Below are 18,250 nucleotides of genomic sequence, written 5' to 3'. Positions count from 1 at the left end.
TCATTCAGCTGGATGATCTTTCTTTATTTGGGATTGGCTAGGTAGAAACTCTAAGTTCCAAAGTTTTTCGGCATGTCGGCCAATCCACCAGAAAGATGCAGCGAGCAAGATAAAGAAAATGGCTTTGTGCATGCCATTCCAAAAGAACTCAAAATACTTGGTGTAGAGGTTAATAAATAAGAAGGTGATACCAAAACCGCGTGAGGTGGCATCATCGTGTTTTAAACCATAGACAATCGCGATGATGGCAATAAACGCGAATAGCACGCCCCAATGTAACAGCTCATATTGCTTGACGCTATACCAACTCCCTAAGTCACCATAATTGCCAAAGATTGAGAGAATCCATAAGGCAATAAATAGATACAGCAGGCCCATGACATAGGTTGAATGTGCAAAGTCTCTAAAATGCGCATAGCGTTTAAACAGCAAGCTTAATCCAATCAGTGCGCCGCCAAACAAGACAAAGCGTAAAGGGAAGTTCATCCCAAGATAATAGGCACCCCAGCCCGACATATAGCCAGTTTCCGTCCCAAACCATGAACCGAGCGAAAGTAGGGAAAATACCCAGATCAGTTTAGAGGGGAACCAGAAGGCAAGTGCTGCATAAATAATGGTGGAGAGCAGGAATAATAAAGAGAAATGCCCACTACCAGTATCAATTACTTGACCAAAATAGGCGACGGACGCTGCGGTAGACAGCACGCCTGCAAAAATAATCGCCTCATTGCTAAATTGATGTAAGGGTTTGGTCTTGCGTCGACGATAGGCAAAGCCATAAAAGGCCGCCGCAACTGCAGCAAAAATCAGACAAGGGATAATTTTAGAGTCAATAAAGATTTTTTCGATCAATTCCATTAAGAATTTATCTGCGGTAATTGCGGCAATCGCAATCACGGCGCAAATCATGGAAATCCAGAATGAATATTTTGCCAGTCGTTCCCAATCAAAAGGCCGAATCGAAAAGCTCTGATTTAACTCATTGGCTACATCAGGTGTAATCGTGCCTTGTTGTTGCCATTGCTCAATGGTTTGCTTTAAAAAAAGTCCCTGTTTTTTATTTAATTTCATTATTAAAGAACCCAAATACCCGTACATCTATACTGATATAACAGACATTGGGTTCAAAACACGTATATTTTTCTTAGTAATTTGTTGTTAAGTCTACAGTTTTAAAAAACGAGCAATGACTTGACGTAACTGTTTTAGATAGCCGGTAAAGAAATGATTAGCACCTGGCAAAATTGTGATCGGATGTTTTTGCGGTTGTGCCCAAGCGATCATATCTGAGAGCAGGGTAATATCATCTTGTTCACCATGAACAAATAAGATATCGCCGTCAATCTCAGGGGTTTTGTAATGGCGTAAATCAACCACTGAGCCTGTTGGCAAGCCACATAATACCAATTGTTTTGGACGTAACTCATTGCTGAGTTGTGCTTGGCATTTTGCGAGTACGTGAGAACCGAAACTGAAACCACCTGCATAGAAGGTAAGTCCTGCATGTTTTGCACGGGCATATTCGATCACAGCCATGATGTCATCAGTTTCGCCGTGTCCTTGGTCGTGTGTACCTTCACTGCCAGCTAAGCCACGGAAGCTAGGACGGTAAACCACGCACCCCATCTCATTAAAAATCTGAGCCAGTAAAACAGGGACTTTATGATGCGGTGTACCACCTTGCAAAGGATGTGGATGGCAGACGACAGCAAAACCTGTGATTTCACCTTGGGGTTGATCAACAAACATTTCGATTTGACCAACAGGACCTTGGATGAATAATTGCTCAGACATAAGATATGCAATGGATAATGGAAGAATCCACTATTTTACCGATAAAACTGAACGAGAACACGAATTGGCATTAAAAATTATCAACTGTTATAGTTTCACCAAGATAAATTTATTTTGATTGATTATGCTTGCTTTAATTTCTCCTGCTAAAACACTCGATTACACCACAGCACTTCCTACAGATACACATACCCAACCCCGTTTGTTGGCGCAATCTCAGCAATTGATTGATGTTTGTCGCAAGCTTTCTGCCACAGAAATTGCATCGTTGATGACCGTGAGTGAGAAAATTGCCAATTTAAATGTAGAACGTTTCCGTGACTGGAATGCAGATTTTGATTTTTCCAATGCACGTCAAGCCTTGTTTGCATTTAAAGGTGATGTGTATACCGGTTTAGATGCTTACCACCTAAAAGACCAGGATATTGATTTTGCCCAACAACATTTACGTATGCTGTCTGGTCTTTATGGTTTATTGCGTCCGTTAGACTTGATGATGCCGTACCGTTTGGAAATGGGCACTAAATTGAAAAATACACGTGGCCATAATCTATATGAATTCTGGGGCAGTATTATCACTGATCAAATTAACCAAGATTTAGCTGAAATTGATGCAAAAGTATTGGTAAATTTAGCTTCTGACGAATATTATAAATCTGTGAATGAAAAGAAAATTCAGGCAGAAATTATCAAGCCTGTATTCTTGGATCAGAAGAACGGAAAATATAAAGTCATCAGTTTCTATGCAAAAAAAGCACGTGGTCTGATGGCAAGATACTTGATTGAAAATAAATTAAGCCAAGTAGAACAATTAAAAGCATTTGATAGTGAAGGGTATTACTTTGATGCTGAAAGTTCATCGGATAAAGAATTGGTCTTTAAGCGAGATGAACAGCACGCAGCTTAGATTTGCCTTGGGCAGGGTGGGATGTTAACCAAAGAACTTTTATTAAAACACGCAATATCGTCTGATCAAGTTCGAATCAAAGGGCATTTGACAGAACCGCGTAGTTATGGGGTATATGCATTGCCTTTAGATCGAGATGGTACTCGACGATTCAGATTTGGTAATCATCCTATGCGCCAACAGGAACTAAAACATGAGTTTGGTTCCTGTACCTTGTATCAGCTCTTTCTTGAGCGTAAAGATGCTGAATCATTGGCAAAATGGCTGAATAAAGAAATCCAATGAGGATGAGCAATGCAGCAGTATTTATCCACATTAGAAAAATCATGGTTTGAGCTGCATCAGCATTATCATTTTTCTGAGCCGCAGAAAGTTTTTAATAAGTTGATTGCTGCCTACAGTGAAAAGCAGCGGGCTTATCATACGCTGCAACATTTGTATGAATGTTTGACTTTGCTTGAATCGATTCGAGCTGACTTAAATGATGCACATGCAGTTGAGTTAGCACTCTGGTTTCATGATGCGGTTTATGCCCCCCAAGCAAAAGATAATGAACTGAAAAGTGCCGAGCTGTTTGAACAGTATTTGGCTCAAGATTTATCAGCAGATGATGTTCAAAAGATAAAGCGATGGATTGTTGCGACGAAAAAGCATGAAGCAACGGATGAGCAAGACTTGCAGTTTTTACTGGATATTGATTTGGCGATTCTAGCGGCTTCAGCAGAGCGTTTAGACGAATATGAACAGCAGATTCAGCAGGAATATGCTTGGGTTTATCCTGATGTTTATTCGATTAAAAGAAAACAAGTTCTAACACATTTTTATCGGACAGAACCGCTGTATCAAACAGAATATTTTCAACAAAATTTTGAGCAACCTGCCAAAAGTAATTTAAAGAATATAATAAAATAAATGATTAAAGTTCATTCGTTGAGTTTGTAAGTGAAAGATTTAACATTAGATATTGCAGGGGGAAAACTTAATATTCGTGTAGCTGCTTGGATAGAGCATGAAGATCAGATTTTGGTTTCTACATTTCCAGATGGAAGCATCTCCTTGGTAGGAGGGCGATTAAAGTTTTCGGAAACAACATTAGAAGGGATTCAACGAGAAGTGCTTGAAGAAACAGGAGAGTATTTTAATTCGCCTGTGCTTTTTGCGATTGTTGAGAATTTTTTCTATGATCCTATTGTGGGTCGACATTTTCACGAATTTCTTTACATTTATAAAGGCAATATTCAAACGAAAGCTTGTTATCTTGATGATGCGACTGAAGCTCAGGTGATTTCATGGATGCCAAAGCATGAGATCAAACTGCTAAAGCCAGATGTTTTACATGATCTTGCTTTGCGATCAACGGAGCACGTTATTCATCTTGTTAATCTGGAATCAAGATAAATCATAATCGCATTAAAAAAGGGAGCCCAAAAGCTCCCTTTAATCGTTCTATTTTTACTTAAAGAAATACCCTGTCTCAGGTGAACTCGCATTCGCCATACGCTTACGCGGCATACGACCAGCTAAAAACGCTTCACGACCTGCTTCAACCGCTTTTTTCATCGCAGAAGCCATCAAAATTGGATTTTGAGCAGCGGCAATTGCTGTATTCATTAATACGCCGTCACAACCGAGTTCCATTGCAATCGCAGCATCACTGGCTGTACCGACACCTGCATCAACCAGTACAGGAACTTTGGCATTTTCTTTGATGATGGAAATGGTATGTGGATTCAGAATACCAAGACCAGAACCAATCAAACTGCCCAAAGGCATAATTGCAACACAACCCATGCTTTCAAGTTCTTGGGCAACAATTGGGTCATCCGAGGTATAGACCATGATTTCAAAGCCATCATCAATCAAGGTCTGTGCAGCTTTAAGTGTTGCAGTCACATTTGGATATAAGGTTTTTTCATCACCGAGCACTTCTAACTTCACCAGATTGTGACCATCAAGCAGTTCACGTGCCAGCATACAGGTACGAATCGCGCTATCTGCATCAAAACAACCTGCTGTATTTGGCAGAATCGTGTATTTTTCTGGTGGAATCACTGAAAGCAGATTCGGTTGATCGGCATGCTGACCGATGTTTACACGACGAATTGCAACGGTCACTATTTCAGCGCCACTGGCTTGAATGGCTAAATCAGTTTCATTGAGATCTTTATACTTACCAGTTCCGACCAATAAACGAGATTGGAAAGTACGTGAACCAATAATTAAAGGGGAATCTTGCATGGGCTTACTCCATTTTTAGCCGATTAGCCGCCACCAACAGCTTGAATAATTTCAATACGATCTTCAGGAGCAATTGTTGTTTGCTCAAGTCTACTTTTCGGAATAATCTGTTGGTTCTTCTCTACAGCAAAGCGTTTGCCTTCTAAGGCTAAATTCTGAATCAATTGCTGTAGGTTTTCACAAGACGTGTCTGTTGACTCGCCATTTAAATAGATGTGCATGATCAATCCTTATTTCGCATGCTTGATTGCTTGCCATGCGAGTAACAGCCAGCCCGCTATCATAAACGCACCGCCAATCGGTGTAATTGCACCTAAAATGCGAGGTAGGCCGAGTGCCATAATGTATAACGAACCGCAGAAAAAGATGATACCAATTTGGATCAAAATAAACGGAATTTTTATTGGAAATGTTGCTGTGGTTTTATGCAGAACACCCAAGATAAGTAAACTAATCGCATGATAGAAAAAGTATTGAGTTGCTGTACCCCACCAAGTAAGTTGTTCTGGGGTTGCAAAAGATTTGAGTCCATGAGCACCGAAAGCACCCAACATAACTGCAAGCGCAAGGTTAAGCGCTGAGATAGCTATCCACATAACGATAATGGAACTGGAAATTTGATGAACAAAGTTAACATATTCGGGTGCTTAAACAAAGCCAGATAAAACAAAAGGGCATTAAAGCCCTTGTGTTTGATTCGATTTTAGCTTGCAGACATTGCCGTTTTGATTTTTTCCATTGCATTTTTTTCAAGCTGGCGAATACGTTCTGCGGAAACATTATATTCTGCAGCCAGTTCATGCAAGGTTGATTTGTCATCATCTAACCAGCGACGTTGTAAAATATTCCGTGAACGATCATCAAGCTGATCCATTGCCTCATGTAAGGCAGTGGTGCTTTGTTCTTCGTAGTCTTCTTCTTCAACTAATCGAGCAGGATCGTAACGATTATCCTCAAGATACAGTGCAGGAGCGGTATGTGGTGTATCGTCATCATCATCGCCCTGAGCTTCAAAAGCAGCATCGTAAGCGGTTAAGCGACCTTCCATTTCGAGCACTTGTTCTGGTGTTACATTCAAATCATTAGCAATTGATTTCGCTTCTTCCAAAGTGAGTCGTTTGCTTGATTTTTTAAGACTACGCAAATTAAAGAATAATTTACGTTGTGCCTTGGTCGTTGCGATTTTGACAATACGCCAGTTACGAATCACATATTCATGTATTTCGGCTTTAATCCAGTGCACTGCAAAAGAAACTAAGCGAACACCCATATTTGGATCGAAGCGTTTTACCGCTTTCATTAATCCAAGGTTACCTTCTTGAATCAGATCACCTTGTGGCAATCCGTAACCTGCATAGCTGCGTGCAATATGTACCACAAAGCGTAGATGTGACATTACCAATAGTTTGGCAGCATCAAGGTCTTGGTCATAATAATAACGCTCAGCAAGTTCTTTTTCCTGCTCGGCCGTTAGAATTGGAATTTGATTGACAGTACTGATATATGCACCAAGGTTTACGCCTGGCGCAGACAATGACAGGGGCATCAATTGATTGCTGCTGTCAGTAGTCATGGAGTCTCCTTATAGGATGGTATTTAAGTCAACAATTTCATCTTAATGCGAATGTTCTTCATCACTAAGGAAATTTGAGTATAAAAATGTAAAGTTATCTAGTTTATCTTAGCTAGAGTTTAGCAAAGAATCACGTAGATTCAATTAAATAGTGAAATTCACTATCTGAAATTTTTTGAGTTAAACATTGAAGTTGCTGAATTTTGCAATATCGTGTTACATCAATTTCACTATGTGGATCAGAAGATTTTAATAGATATTGTTGTATGCCGCTGGTTTTCTTTAAAGCACGCTTCAACATTAATAGTGGCATTGGGCAAGGTTGCCCTAAAGCATCGATAATGATCGGTGTGTTGGATGTGTTGGTCATATATAATTAAATCACTTCATTCAGAATTATCTTAACAAATTTTTGCGTAATTTTTGAGAGAAAAATTTCATTAAAAAAACAGCTAAATTATTGAAAAAAACAGATAGAAATATAGGAAATAACTAAAAATAATTCTATTAATTGTGATAAACCCATGATAAGCTCGATGCGTTTTAGAAAGTTGTTTAATGCAAATTAATTGTTTTAAACTCTATAACAAATGGATGTAACCGGAAATTGTTGATAGTTTTACAGAATGATTACAAGCTTTAAAATTATAAATATTTTAAAACCTTGTTGGCTCTGCTGTTTGCAACACCGGAAGGTCCTTATCTTTCAATATCTGAGGATTGACTTATGACAGCTCGTGAACAAGGCGTAGTAAAGTGGTTTAACGACACTAAAGGCTTTGGTTTTATTCAGCGTAATGGTGGTGATGACGTATTTGTTCATTTCCGCGCAATTATGGGTGATGGCCACCGTTCTTTACGTGACGGCCAACGCGTAGAATTCAGTGTTGTTCAAGGACAAAAAGGTTTCCAAGCTGAAAACGTTCAGCCTTTAGACTAATTTGTTGCCTTAACGCAATAAAAACGCCCCAATCTTATTGGGGCGTTTTTATTTTTTATGGTTTATAATGATGACTTTCTTTTGGTCGTTGATGGTTCGAGAGCATATATGACATCTGGTTTTGAAACCTTAAATTTACATCCGCAGTTGAAGAAAGCGATTGATGCTTTGGGTTTTACACAAATGACCCCAATTCAGCAAAAGGTTTTAAAATATACATTAGCAGGGCATGATGCTATTGGTCGAGCACAAACAGGTACAGGAAAAACAGCTGCCTTTTTGGTTAGTGTGATCAATGATCTACTCAATAATCCAGTTCAAGAACAACGATTCCGTGGTGAGCCACGTGCGTTAATTTTAGCTCCGACACGTGAGTTGGCATTACAGATTGAAAGTGATGCGCAAGCATTAACCAAGTTTTCAAACCTACATCTTGTGACTTTGTTGGGCGGCGTAGATTTTGAAAAACAAAAGAAAATGTTGGATCGCAACTTTGTTGATATCATTGTTGCAACACCAGGGCGCTTGATTGATTTCGTTGAACAAAAAGAAGTTTGGTTGGATAAGATTGAATTTCTGGTGATTGATGAAGCAGATCGTCTGTTGGATATGGGCTTTATTCCATCCGTAAAAAGAATTGTTCGTTATTCGCCATTCAAGGAACAACGTCAAACTTTAATGTTCTCTGCAACATTTAGCTATGATGTTCTAAACTTGGCGCGTCAATGGTTATTCGAGCCTGTAACGGTAGAAATTGAACCTGAGCAAAAAACCAATAATGACGTTGAACAGCGTGTTTATGTGGTTGCTAAACAAGATAAATACAAGTTATTGCAAGATATTTTGCGTGAAGAGCCAATTGATAAAGTCATGATCTTTGCAAATCGTCGAGATCAGGTACGTCGTCTGTATGATCATTTGAAACGTGATGGTTATAAAGTTGGTATGCTGTCTGGTGAAATTGCACAAGATAAGCGTTTAAAGATGTTAGACCAATTTAAACAGGGTAAGAACAATATTATGATTGCAACAGATGTTGCTGGTCGTGGTATTCATGTGGATGGTGTTTCGCATGTGATCAATTTTACCTTGCCTGAACAGTCGGATGACTATGTGCATCGTATTGGACGTACCGGGCGTGCGGGCGCGCAGGGTGTGAGTATCAGTTTCCTGTCGGAAGATGACGCATTCTATTTGCCAGAAATTGAAAAAGCGATTGGTAAGAAATTACCATTAACGCGTTTAGAGGGTTATTGCTAAGTCTTGATCCATTTTATCGGATGTATTTAAGCGCAATATCTTTTAAGAAAAAGGCCAAATCAAACTGTGATTTGGCCTTTTTGATTCTTTAGTCAGAATAACAACTCAAATTACACAAAAGATTGAAGATTTTTTTATAATTACTGTGATTATTTGCTGAATTGAAATAGATCAGCATGTAGAATATGGCGCATTACCTGGGAGGATATTATGGCTCTAATTTCAATGCGCCAGCTCTTGGATCACGCTGCAGAACATAACTACGGCGTACCAGCGTTTAACGTAAACAACTTAGAACAAATGCGTGCAATCATGCTCGCTGCGGATGCAACGAATTCACCTGTGATCGTGCAAGCTTCGGCTGGTGCGCGTAAATATGCGGGTGCACCATTCTTACGTCATCTTATTTTAGCTGCGATTGAAGAGTGGCCACATATTCCAGTGGTAATGCATCAAGATCATGGTACAAGTCCTGATATTTGTCAGCGTTCAATCCAGTTGGGCTTTAGCTCAGTCATGATGGATGGCTCATTGGGTGAAGATGGTAAAACACCAACATCATACGACTACAATGTTGATGTAACACGTCGAGTAGTGTCTATTGCACATGCATGTGGCGTTTCAGTTGAAGGTGAAATCGGTTGCTTGGGTAGCCTTGAAACTGGCATGGCGGGTGAAGAAGATGGTGTAGGCGCAGAAGGCGTACTTGACCACTCTCAACTGTTAACATCTGTTGAAGAAGCAACTCAGTTTGTTGCGGATACCAATGTCGATGCTTTGGCGATTGCTGTCGGTACTTCACATGGTGCGTACAAGTTTACGCGTCCACCTACAGGCGATATCTTGGCCATTGATCGCATTAAAGAAATCCATGCTGCTTTACCAAATACACATCTTGTGATGCATGGTTCAAGCTCTGTACCACAAGAGTGGTTAGCTATCATTAACCAATACGGTGGTGATATTAAAGAAACTTATGGTGTGCCTGTAGATCAACTGGTAGAAGCGATCAAACATGGTGTGCGTAAGATTAACATTGATACCGATTTGCGTTTGGCTTCTACAGGCGCAATGCGTCGTATGATGGCTGAGAAACCAAGTGAATTTGACCCGCGTAAATTCTTTGGTGAAACAGTTGAAGCAATGAAGCAAATCTGTGTGGATCGTTATAACTCATTTGGTACATCGGGTAATGCAGATAAAATTCGTCCAATTTCTTTAGAGAAAATGGTTGATCGTTACAAATAATCAATTTGTAATGTAAAAAATAGTGGCAATTGCCACTATTTTTTTAACTAATTAATTTTTAAAATAAAAAATGCCAGCGAATTGCTGGCATTTTTGTTCAGCATATTTATTTTTGCTGTGCTTTTGAGTCTAAGCTTGCATCTTTGATCTCAACGTAGGCATTAGCACGAAGCTCACGCATCCAGCTATCAACTTCGGTATCGAACTGACGTTCACCTAAGATCTGGCGTGCCATACGTTCCTGAACTTCTTTGGTCATATCCTGTTCACGAGTGTCCATGACTTGTAAGATATGCCAGCCGAATTGGCTTTGGAATGGCTTGCTGATTTGCCCAACAGGTGTTTCTTTCATCACCTTTTCAAATTCCGGTACCATTACGCCTGGACTTACCCAACCTAAGCTACCACCATCCCGTGCAGAGCCTGTGTCATTTGAATAGGTTGCAGCAAGTGTTGCGAAATCTTCACCCGCTTTCGCACGATTATATAGGTTATCGATCATTTGCTTAGCGCGATCTATGCTTACAACTTCGGAAGGCTGGATCAGGATATGGCGCGTCTGGTATTGAGAGACTAATGCTTTTTGTTCGTTTTGCTTACGTTCAAGTAGTTTTAAGACATGCACACCATCACGAACATTGATTAACTCAGTAGTTTGTCCAACTTGAAGTGGGGCAATACGTGCCGAAAGTTCCGTTGGAATTTCTGATAGTGAGCGGAAACCCATGTCGGCACCATCGACTTTTACTGAAGCTGTTGATAGCTTAGAGCTAATCGATTTGGTGTCATCACTTGTTGTGAGGGATTGTTTTACCTGTTGAGCAACTTGTTGTACTTCATTGCTATTTTCACCTGAAATGCGCATGTGAATGACATGAACTTGAGTACCTAGCGCAGCTTGGCCTTCTGGTGACTTTAAAAAGTTTTCAACATCATGATCACTGATTTTAATACGTGACATCACTTGTTGCTGACGCAAACGGCCAATGGCTAAGTCTTCTGCAACACGGTTGCGCAAGTTTTCATATGTACCCGGCGCAATTGCATCTAACTTTTGTTGAAATGCTTCAAGAGTATTTGCACCTGATTGATTTGCAACTTTTAGTACCGCAGCATTTAAGCTCTTTTCATCAGGCTTAATGCCATAACGCTTCACTTGCTCTAATTGAGCTTGACGAATGATAAGTTGATCAAGCACTTGCATTTGTAAATACTGTTGTGGGGGAACAGTTTTGTTTTGTGCTTTCAACTGGTGTTCTGTTTCAGCAATCCCTTGTTCTAAATCACTTTTGAGAATGACACTACTATCTACAATGGCAACAACCTCATCCGTAGGTTGTGCAAAGCTTTGCATTGATGAAGAAATTAGGGCAGCGAGAACAGTTGCTTTAAAGATATGTTGAAAAGGTTTTATCTTCATTAACGTTGTGTCCAAGATTGATTAATTTTGTTGAAACCTAAAACTCTGTTTTCTAGGAGAGAAGCAAGCTTATTGTTTAAAGCACCAAGGCCTTTTAGGGTGAATTCAGCCATAACAGCATTCTTTTTACGAACGCCTGGGGTGTTTGGATCATCCAGATCATTATAATAAGAACGACCATAAACTGAGACAGCCCAACAACATGACTCGTAATTTACACCAAGTAAATATTCACGCATCACATTGTTGTCAATGTCGTATTGAGCATGACCCATAATACGCCAATTGTCTTTTACAGGTTGTATAAAGGATGCAACAACTTGGTCATAAGAATCTTGTCGATCTGGGATATCTTTACGGTAAAAATAGCCTAAGTTGTAAAGATTACCTTTGTCACCCGTATAGTAAGCTTGGAAATCTCGCTGTGCATTTTCGCCATTCGACATCCATGCAGAGTTAGATGTGATGGTAAAATTTTGATTAAGCTGGCTAGATAAACTAACAATAGGGCCTGTGCGTGTTTGGGTGTCAAACTCATCGAGTTTTTCATTCAGACTAACACGGCGGTCGCTAAAGTAATAACTCTGACCAATGCTTGCTTTAATGCGCTCTAGACCTTCAGTATCCAACAAGCTATAGGTCACACCAAGCGACAAGAAATTATTGTCATCTAGACGGTCATGTCCATAGAAGCGATATGGGTTGAACAGTTGATCATAGTTGATCGACGCTGTAGTCGAATCAAAGTTTGGGTGATCGTCTTGGTTTTTATAAGGTGAGTACGCATAAAAAGCACGAGGAGAAATACTCTGTAAGTATTTACCTTCCTTCTCGAACGTTAAGCCTGTGGCAAGCGTGAATTGAGGAACAACAACTGATTTTTCTAAATCATCAGAAGCAGACAGTCCACGGCCTTCTTTTGAATCTTGATCGTAGAAGGTGTTAATACTACGTACAGAGACTTCTGGGACAACATAGAACCAAGAAGGAGTTAAATAGTTGTAGCGAACTGCAAACTGGTTGTAGATACGCGTACCACTTGACTCTAGCGCAGAACCATCATCCACAGATTTTTTGAAATAAGCGGTATCGTTGTTAAACTCGTATTGTAGACCTTGAGGATCACCAGTGACATAGTTTAATAAGAATTGCGGAAGTCGAGCATATGGTCTATCGACATCTTTAATGGTCTTATCTAAGGTTTGGAAATCTTCAACCTTTAACTGAGCTTTAAGACCTGGAATTCCATTTTGGTAGTTGAGTTCCCAGGCACGACGTAGGTTTAGATCAGTTCGTGTGTTCGGATTATTATTGAAGTCTGCGAAGTAATCTTTATCTGATGCGTAGTTATATTCTAAATTGGTCGACCATTGATTATCGATTTTCCAATTATGAACAAAATGAAGGTCATCACGTGCTTCGCCACCATATTGATCATCTTTGGCGATATAGCCCCCCCAAATGCGACCTGAACCAAAGTTTTCAGTCATATAGCGGAAGTCAGCATCTAATTTCGGGCCACGTTTGCTCATGTAGCTCGGGGTAAGTGTGAGGTCGTAGTTTGGCGCAAGATTGAGATAAACAGGGGTGATTAACTGCGCACCACCATCATTGCTATAGCCAAAATTTGGACTTAATAAACCGGTAGTGCGGCGGTCATCAATCGGAAAGTTGAAATATGGAACTGCAAGCACAGGTACATCTTTGACATAAAGCTTGGTGCCGCGGGTTACACCGCGACCTGTATCTTGGTTTAGCTCAATTTCTTTGGCCTGAATTTTCCATGCAGGTTTTTGCTCAGGAGGGCAAGCTGTATAGCTTGCGTCCTTAAAAATGACTAAATTCTGGTTTTCCCGTTTTATTTGACTGGCATGACCATGTGCATGCTGTTGTTCAGAGATATAGAAACTATTGTTTAAATCACCAGTCTGGGTTTTTAAATTATAGTTAATCGCATCACTTTGGGTGAGTAATCCTGATTGAGCAACTTGAACATGACCTTCAGCATTGGCAAATGTTTGTGTCGAATCGATTGTAACTTGGTCGGCACGAATAGTTCGGCCTTCTTGATCAATGACAACATTGCCTTGTAAAACAGAATCACCTGTCGGGTTGTAATGTCCATAATCAGCGGTGAGCACAGAAGTGGTCGTATTTGCATTACCAGCTTTTGTTTCAGGGTTGATTGGGGTGACCCAAGTCCCTTGGCAAAATGAAGAGCTTAAATAACGATTGTCACGCAATTGTGCTTCTGGAGCAGATTTATCTACATAATATTGCTGGAAAAAACTTTCTCCAGGATAACTTTCTTGGTTTTGCTGTTCTTGATTCTGTCGAATGGCAGCTTTGAGCTGTTTATTGTCAAGCGTAGAGACAGCATCAGCTTGGGCCGCGAAACCTGATTGAATCGAGCCGCCGCACAAGAGTGTCAAAATAGCTGTTGCTAAAGGATTAAATTTAAACTGATGTTTCATTGTCTCATTAACCAATACGCTAATTCACAATTAATTATTGTCGCATCATAGAGAAAAAGTTGATAAGTGGCTACACTTAAGCTTTCAAAATCTCAGCTAGTTTTAGATTTTATTGCAAATGAATACACAACGTGAACAATTGATACAAACTTGGCTTCAAGCCACTCTCCAATCTGATCAATTTGAGATCAATTTTTTAGCAGGAGATGCAAGTTTTCGCCGCTATGCGCGGATTAAGATACAAAACAAAACATATATGCTCATGGATGCGCCTCCTGAAAAAGAAGACTGTGTGCCATTTGTTAGTATTGATGAGTTTTTTGACAAAAATGGTGTGCGTGTTCCACATATCGTTGCGAAAGACTTAACCTTGGGTTTATTACTGCTTGAAGATTTTGGTGATGTTGTTTTATCAACATTACTCAATGATCAAACGGTTGATCAGTACTATGCGCAAAGTTTTAAGCAGTTGATTGAATTGCAGCAGATCAATGGTCATGAACAATTGCCAGCGTATTCTTATGAAAAATTGATGACTGAGATGCGTCTGTTAACAGACTGGATGCTGCCGTCATTGGATATTCAACCAACAGAGCAGCAGTTGGAAACGATTGAACAGGCTTTTGATTTCCTTGCGATTGAAGCAACGAATCAACCACAAGTGATTGTACATCGTGACTTTCATAGTCGTAATTTGATGAAAATCGAAAATGAGCAAGAGCTTGGTGTGATCGATTTTCAGGATGCAGTGATTGGTGCGGATACTTATGACCTTATCTCGATTACGCGTGATGCCTATGTGCAGTGGAATGCTGAGCGCGTTTACGAATGGTTTAAAGTGTTCTATGACTTATTGCCAGCAGCAGCGAAAGAAAATCGTAGTTTTGAGCAGTTCAAGCGAGATGCCGATCTAATGGCGATCCAACGCCATCTAAAAATCTTGGGTATTTTTGTGCGTTTATTTGAACGTGATGGCAAATCAGGCTATTTAAAAGATTTACCGCGCGTGATGTGGTATTTGCTTGAAGAAAGTCAAGGTTATGACGAACTAAATGATTTTATCCAGTTTATTCGTGACATCGTGATGCCGAAGTTTATTGAAAAATATGGTCACTACGAGGTTGCAGCATAATGAAAGCAATGATTCTTGCTGCAGGTCTTGGTAATCGTATGCGACCATTGACCTTACATACGCCAAAACCTTTACTGGAAGTTGGTGGTAAGCCACTGATTGTTTGGCATATTGAGAAGTTGAAAAAAATAGGCATTACCGAGATTGTTATTAATACGGCTTGGTTGGGTGAGAAACTTGCTGCTGCTTTAGGTGATGGCTCTCAATTTGGTGTAACTATTTTATGGTCGCACGAAGGTGAAGGTTTAGAAACAGCAGGTGGTATTATTAATGCCTTGCCATTGTTGGGTGATGAACCTTTTATCTTAGTGAATGGTGATGTCTGGACCACAATGGATTTCTCTTCATTGTTAAATGTTCAGTTGGAAGATAAACAAGTACATTTAGTCTTGGTTGAAAATCCACCTCAGCACTTAAAAGGTGACTTTATCCTAGCAAATGATTTGGCTTACACTTTTGAGCAAGAGCAATTGGGTGAAGCTTTAACTTATAGTGGTGTGGCTGTTTTTGCACCACAGATGTTTGCAGGTTTGGAAAATGGCAAACGACCTTTAGCACCATTATTGAAACAAGCCATGCAGCAGCAGCAAGTTTCAGCTGAAAAGTTGCAAGGAGTTTGGGTCGATGTTGGTACACCTGAGCGTTTGGAGCAGCTTGATCAACAAATCAAGCAAGGCGCATTCGCATAATAAAAAATGCTTTGTCTATCTGTGATTTGCATAAGAAAAGACAAAAACTTAAAGGATTGTGCAGTTTATCATGCTTGTAAATGATTAACTGCATAATCGTTCAACAAGTCCTACTGTGCCTTGTATCAGAAATCGGTATACTGCACAGCAAGTTTATCGAGATGTCGCACTGTTATGCATCCTTTTTTTCAAGAATTAAAGCAAGGTAGCCAAGCCTTAGGTCTTAACCTAAGTGAAGAAGCCCTAACACTCTTATTGAAATATCAAGATGCGCTAGTGCTATGGAATAAGGCATACAATTTAACGGCGATCCGCGAGCCGAAAGAAATGTTGGTTAAACATTTATTAGATAGTTTAAGTATCTTAAATGATTTGCCCGAAGGCCGTTTGTTAGATGTGGGTACGGGCGGCGGTATGCCTGGCATGATCATTGCATTATGTCAACCAGAACGTTCTTGTGTACTATTAGATTCGAATGGGAAAAAGATTCGTTTCCTGAAGCAATTCATTGCTGACTTAAAACTGAAAAATGTAATTGCAGTTCAAACACGTGTTGAAAATGAAGACAGCATTGGAGAACTTGGTCAGTTTGATGTCATTACAAGTCGAGCGTTTGCTTCGTTGACCGATTTTGTAGATGCAGCACAACCTTATATGCATGAACAAAGTATCATTGCTGCAATGAAAGGCTTAATCCCAGAGGATGAAGTTGAGCAGATGAAAGATCAGTATTCATGTAAGATTATTGAACTGCGTGTGCCAAGATTGGATGAACAGCGTCATTTACTTTTACTTCAACGTATTCAATAAAAAATATTAAGGGTAGTCATGGCTCAAATTATTGCGATTGCAAACCAAAAAGGTGGTGTGGGAAAAACCACGACAGCAGTCAATCTTGCTGCCTCTTTGGCGATCTTGAAAAAACGTGTCTTGTTGGTCGATATGGACTCACAGGGGAATGCCACCATGGGGTCTGGTATTCAAAAGAATGATTTACTTTATTCGGTCACAGATGTGTTGTTGGGTGAAGTACCGATTGAAACGGCTATCCAAAAAGCAGAAGTCGGTTATAAAGTTTTAGGTGCAAACCGTGAGCTTGCTGGGGTTGAACTTGCGATTGCTGAGCAAGAAGGGCGAGAATTCATTCTTAAAAATGCACTGCAAGAAGTCGATGCTGCATTTGATTATATTATTGTCGATTGTGCACCAAGTTTAAGCCTGATCACTGTGAATGCCTTGGCTGCCGTCAATGGTGTGATTATTCCAATGCAATGTGAATACTATGCATTGGAAGGTTTGGCTGATCTTACACAGACCATTGACCGTATACAAAAAGCCCTTAATCCAAACTTGGAAATTGTTGGGGTATTACGTACCATGTATGATGCTCGTAATGCGTTGACTCGTGATGTGTCCGCTGAGTTAGAGCAATATTTTGGTAAAAAGTTATATGAAACGGTGATTCCTCGAAATATCCGTCTAGCAGAAGCACCTGCACATGGTTTACCTGTGATTTATTTTGAGAAAAGTTCTAAGGGCGCTGTTTCGTATTTGAATCTCGCTGCAGAAATGTTGAAGAAAAGTAAAGTGAAAAAAGGAAGTGCTGTATGAGCATCAAAAAACGCGGATTGGCTAAAGGTCGTGGTTTAGATGCGCTATTGGGTTCAATTCAAAAAGAGAAATTGCAACTTGAAGCACAAGCCTTGGATCATGGTCAACTCAAGCAAATTGATGTCAATTTATTGAAACGTGGTGAATACCAACCACGTAGTTTTATCCAAGAACAAGATTTACAAGAGCTGGCAGCATCAATTGAAAAACATGGTGTGATGCAACCGATTGTGATCCGTCCTGTGGATGATGAGCAACATCCTTACGAAATTATTGCGGGTGAACGTCGTTGGCGTGCTGCCCAATTAGCTGGCTTGACTGAAATTCCTGCGATTGTGCGTGACTTAAATGATCAAGTCGCAATCGCCTTGGCTTTAATTGAAAACATTCAACGTCAAGATTTAAATCCGATTGATCAGGCAGTCGCTTTGCAGCGCTTTCATGACGAGTTTGGGTTAAGTCATCAAGAGATTGCAGATACGGTGGGTAAGGCACGTACAACAGTAAGTAATCTGTTGCGCTTGTTGAGCTTAGCTGACCCGATTAAGGACCTAATACAACAAGGTCAGATTGATATGGGACATGCCCGTGCAATTTTGACTTTGAAGCCCAAAGATCAAATTGCTGTTGCGCAAATCGTGATTGAAAAAGGTTTGTCAGTACGTCAGACTGAACAGTTAGTTCGTGAGTGGAGTGAACCAAAGCCTGAAAAGGAAAAGGCCCGAATTTCTCCAGATATTGAGCAATTGACTCAGAAACTTTCAGAGCGTTTCGGAGCAAATGTGAAAATTGACCATAACCAAAAAGGTAAAGGGAAAATGGTCATTCATTACCACTCATTGGATGAGTTGGATGGAATCCTCAATATTTGTTTACCTAACTAATATTAAGGATGGGTTTGTTAGTCACTTAGCATGTCGATGTTATTGAGTGATTAATGAATCCGAATCTATCCTTTTATAGT

Annotated in this window: 21 protein-coding genes; 12 read left to right on the top strand and 9 right to left on the bottom strand. The window is 40.0% G+C overall.

Annotated elements, in window-relative coordinates; translation table 11 throughout:
- On the bottom strand, positions 1–1,071 hold the full coding sequence (locus F896_RS08675) for a DUF2157 domain-containing protein (protein WP_016163917.1): 1,071 nt from the start codon (positions 1,069–1,071) through the stop codon (positions 1–3).
- 93 nt (positions 1,072–1,164) lie between these two features.
- Positions 1,165–1,794: an alpha/beta hydrolase gene (locus tag F896_RS08680; protein ID WP_016163916.1), complete on the bottom strand. Its 630-nt coding sequence runs from the start codon at positions 1,792–1,794 to the stop codon at positions 1,165–1,167.
- Positions 1,795–1,918: 124 nt separating this feature from the next.
- Between F896_RS08680 and yaaA the strand changes: the two genes are divergently transcribed.
- The 4 genes from yaaA to F896_RS08700 are packed head-to-tail and all read left to right on the top strand — an operon-like array spanning position 1,919 to position 4,099.
- A complete protein-coding gene (yaaA, locus tag F896_RS08685) occupies positions 1,919–2,701 on the top strand; it encodes a peroxide stress protein YaaA (protein ID WP_016163915.1) in 783 nt (260 codons plus the stop codon).
- Positions 2,702–2,722: 21 nt separating this feature from the next.
- Entirely contained in the window at positions 2,723–2,986 is a 264-nt protein-coding gene (locus F896_RS08690; RefSeq protein ID WP_004653902.1) for a hypothetical protein, read from the top strand.
- A 9-nt stretch (positions 2,987–2,995) separates the two neighbouring features.
- Positions 2,996–3,613, top strand: a complete 618-nt coding sequence (locus tag F896_RS08695) for an HD domain-containing protein (RefSeq protein ID WP_016163914.1) — start codon at positions 2,996–2,998, stop codon at positions 3,611–3,613.
- Positions 3,614–3,643: 30 nt separating this feature from the next.
- Complete coding sequence (locus F896_RS08700; protein WP_016163913.1) at positions 3,644–4,099, top strand: NUDIX domain-containing protein; 456 nt, start codon at positions 3,644–3,646, stop codon at positions 4,097–4,099.
- Between the two features lie 54 nt (positions 4,100–4,153).
- On the opposite strand, the gene F896_RS08705 is transcribed toward F896_RS08700, so the two are convergent.
- The 5 genes from F896_RS08705 to F896_RS08725 all read right to left on the bottom strand — a co-directional run bounded on the left by F896_RS08705 (position 4,154) and on the right by F896_RS08725 (position 6,882).
- On the bottom strand, positions 4,154–4,939 hold the full coding sequence (locus tag F896_RS08705) for a thiazole synthase (RefSeq protein WP_004639328.1): 786 nt from the start codon (positions 4,937–4,939) through the stop codon (positions 4,154–4,156).
- Between the two features lie 23 nt (positions 4,940–4,962).
- Complete coding sequence (gene thiS / locus F896_RS08710) at positions 4,963–5,160, bottom strand: sulfur carrier protein ThiS (RefSeq protein WP_005204241.1); 198 nt, start codon at positions 5,158–5,160, stop codon at positions 4,963–4,965.
- 9 nt (positions 5,161–5,169) lie between these two features.
- On the bottom strand, positions 5,170–5,535 hold the full coding sequence (locus F896_RS08715; protein WP_016163912.1) for a DUF423 domain-containing protein: 366 nt from the start codon (positions 5,533–5,535) through the stop codon (positions 5,170–5,172).
- Positions 5,536–5,642: 107 nt separating this feature from the next.
- Entirely contained in the window at positions 5,643–6,512 is an 870-nt protein-coding gene (gene rpoH, locus F896_RS08720) for an RNA polymerase sigma factor RpoH (protein ID WP_004653896.1), read from the bottom strand.
- Positions 6,513–6,642: 130 nt separating this feature from the next.
- Entirely contained in the window at positions 6,643–6,882 is a 240-nt protein-coding gene (locus F896_RS08725) for a sulfurtransferase TusA family protein (protein ID WP_016163911.1), read from the bottom strand.
- 357 nt (positions 6,883–7,239) lie between these two features.
- Between F896_RS08725 and F896_RS08730 the strand changes: the two genes are divergently transcribed.
- From F896_RS08730 to fba, 3 genes are all read left to right on the top strand, one after another.
- Complete coding sequence (locus F896_RS08730; RefSeq protein ID WP_004653893.1) at positions 7,240–7,452, top strand: cold-shock protein; 213 nt, start codon at positions 7,240–7,242, stop codon at positions 7,450–7,452.
- Between the two features lie 108 nt (positions 7,453–7,560).
- Positions 7,561–8,712 carry an ATP-dependent RNA helicase RhlB gene (gene rhlB, locus F896_RS08735; protein WP_005204238.1) on the top strand — a complete coding sequence of 384 codons (1,152 nt, stop codon included), beginning with the start codon at positions 7,561–7,563 and terminating at the stop codon, positions 8,710–8,712.
- A 210-nt stretch (positions 8,713–8,922) separates the two neighbouring features.
- Entirely contained in the window at positions 8,923–9,960 is a 1,038-nt protein-coding gene (fba, locus tag F896_RS08740) for a class II fructose-bisphosphate aldolase (RefSeq protein ID WP_016163910.1), read from the top strand.
- A 106-nt stretch (positions 9,961–10,066) separates the two neighbouring features.
- Here the strand turns inward: fba and F896_RS08745 are convergent, their stop codons facing one another.
- Positions 10,067–11,380, bottom strand: a complete 1,314-nt coding sequence (locus F896_RS08745; protein ID WP_016163909.1) for a peptidylprolyl isomerase — start codon at positions 11,378–11,380, stop codon at positions 10,067–10,069.
- Positions 11,380–13,854 (bottom strand): LPS-assembly protein LptD, encoded by a 2,475-nt coding sequence (locus F896_RS08750; RefSeq protein WP_016163908.1) that lies wholly within the window; start codon positions 13,852–13,854, stop codon positions 11,380–11,382. The genes F896_RS08745 and F896_RS08750 overlap by 1 nt, the downstream gene beginning before the upstream one ends.
- Before the next feature lie 118 nt (positions 13,855–13,972).
- Between F896_RS08750 and F896_RS08755 the strand changes: the two genes are divergently transcribed.
- From F896_RS08755 to F896_RS08775, 5 genes are all read left to right on the top strand, one after another.
- On the top strand, positions 13,973–14,986 hold the full coding sequence (locus F896_RS08755) for an aminoglycoside phosphotransferase family protein (RefSeq protein WP_016163907.1): 1,014 nt from the start codon (positions 13,973–13,975) through the stop codon (positions 14,984–14,986).
- A complete protein-coding gene (gene murU, locus F896_RS08760) occupies positions 14,986–15,675 on the top strand; it encodes an N-acetylmuramate alpha-1-phosphate uridylyltransferase MurU (protein ID WP_016163906.1) in 690 nt (229 codons plus the stop codon). Before F896_RS08755 ends, murU begins: the two co-directional genes overlap by 1 nt.
- Positions 15,676–15,849: 174 nt before the next feature.
- On the top strand, positions 15,850–16,485 hold the full coding sequence (gene rsmG / locus F896_RS08765) for a 16S rRNA (guanine(527)-N(7))-methyltransferase RsmG (protein WP_016163905.1): 636 nt from the start codon (positions 15,850–15,852) through the stop codon (positions 16,483–16,485).
- An 18-nt stretch (positions 16,486–16,503) separates the two neighbouring features.
- Positions 16,504–17,286, top strand: coding sequence for a ParA family protein (locus tag F896_RS08770; protein WP_005241897.1), 783 nt, complete (start codon positions 16,504–16,506; stop codon positions 17,284–17,286).
- Entirely contained in the window at positions 17,283–18,170 is an 888-nt protein-coding gene (locus F896_RS08775; RefSeq protein ID WP_016163904.1) for a ParB/RepB/Spo0J family partition protein, read from the top strand. The genes F896_RS08770 and F896_RS08775 overlap by 4 nt, the downstream gene beginning before the upstream one ends.
- Positions 18,171–18,250: the final 80 nt, after the last annotated feature.

The organism is Acinetobacter genomosp. 15BJ, from assembly GCF_000400715.1.
GTDB lineage: Bacteria > Pseudomonadota > Gammaproteobacteria > Pseudomonadales > Moraxellaceae > Acinetobacter.
This window is presented reverse-complemented; position numbering and strand designations above follow the sequence as displayed.

Bases quoted from the DNA above. Each gene is read 5' to 3' on its own strand.
- F896_RS08770 (WP_005241897.1), top strand. From the start codon at position 16,504: ATGGCTCAAATTATTGCGATTGCAAACCAAAAAGGTGGTGTGGGAAAA.
- F896_RS08705 (WP_004639328.1), bottom strand. From the start codon at position 4,939: ATGCAAGATTCCCCTTTAATTATTGGTTCACGTACTTTCCAATCTCGT.
- F896_RS08755 (WP_016163907.1), top strand. From the start codon at position 13,973: ATGAATACACAACGTGAACAATTGATACAAACTTGGCTTCAAGCCACT.
- fba (WP_016163910.1), top strand. From the start codon at position 8,923: ATGGCTCTAATTTCAATGCGCCAGCTCTTGGATCACGCTGCAGAACAT.
- F896_RS08695 (WP_016163914.1), top strand. From the start codon at position 2,996: ATGCAGCAGTATTTATCCACATTAGAAAAATCATGGTTTGAGCTGCAT.
- F896_RS08675 (WP_016163917.1), bottom strand. From the start codon at position 1,071: ATGAAATTAAATAAAAAACAGGGACTTTTTTTAAAGCAAACCATTGAG.
- rsmG (WP_016163905.1), top strand. From the start codon at position 15,850: ATGCATCCTTTTTTTCAAGAATTAAAGCAAGGTAGCCAAGCCTTAGGT.
- F896_RS08730 (WP_004653893.1), top strand. From the start codon at position 7,240: ATGACAGCTCGTGAACAAGGCGTAGTAAAGTGGTTTAACGACACTAAA.
- F896_RS08715 (WP_016163912.1), bottom strand. From the start codon at position 5,535: ATGTGGATAGCTATCTCAGCGCTTAACCTTGCGCTTGCAGTTATGTTG.
- F896_RS08750 (WP_016163908.1), bottom strand. From the start codon at position 13,854: ATGAAACATCAGTTTAAATTTAATCCTTTAGCAACAGCTATTTTGACA.
- rpoH (WP_004653896.1), bottom strand. From the start codon at position 6,512: ATGACTACTGACAGCAGCAATCAATTGATGCCCCTGTCATTGTCTGCG.
- F896_RS08745 (WP_016163909.1), bottom strand. From the start codon at position 11,380: ATGAAGATAAAACCTTTTCAACATATCTTTAAAGCAACTGTTCTCGCT.
- murU (WP_016163906.1), top strand. From the start codon at position 14,986: ATGAAAGCAATGATTCTTGCTGCAGGTCTTGGTAATCGTATGCGACCA.
- F896_RS08680 (WP_016163916.1), bottom strand. From the start codon at position 1,794: ATGTCTGAGCAATTATTCATCCAAGGTCCTGTTGGTCAAATCGAAATG.
- yaaA (WP_016163915.1), top strand. From the start codon at position 1,919: ATGCTTGCTTTAATTTCTCCTGCTAAAACACTCGATTACACCACAGCA.
- F896_RS08725 (WP_016163911.1), bottom strand. From the start codon at position 6,882: ATGACCAACACATCCAACACACCGATCATTATCGATGCTTTAGGGCAA.
- thiS (WP_005204241.1), bottom strand. From the start codon at position 5,160: ATGCACATCTATTTAAATGGCGAGTCAACAGACACGTCTTGTGAAAAC.
- rhlB (WP_005204238.1), top strand. From the start codon at position 7,561: ATGACATCTGGTTTTGAAACCTTAAATTTACATCCGCAGTTGAAGAAA.
- F896_RS08775 (WP_016163904.1), top strand. From the start codon at position 17,283: ATGAGCATCAAAAAACGCGGATTGGCTAAAGGTCGTGGTTTAGATGCG.
- F896_RS08690 (WP_004653902.1), top strand. From the start codon at position 2,723: ATGTTAACCAAAGAACTTTTATTAAAACACGCAATATCGTCTGATCAA.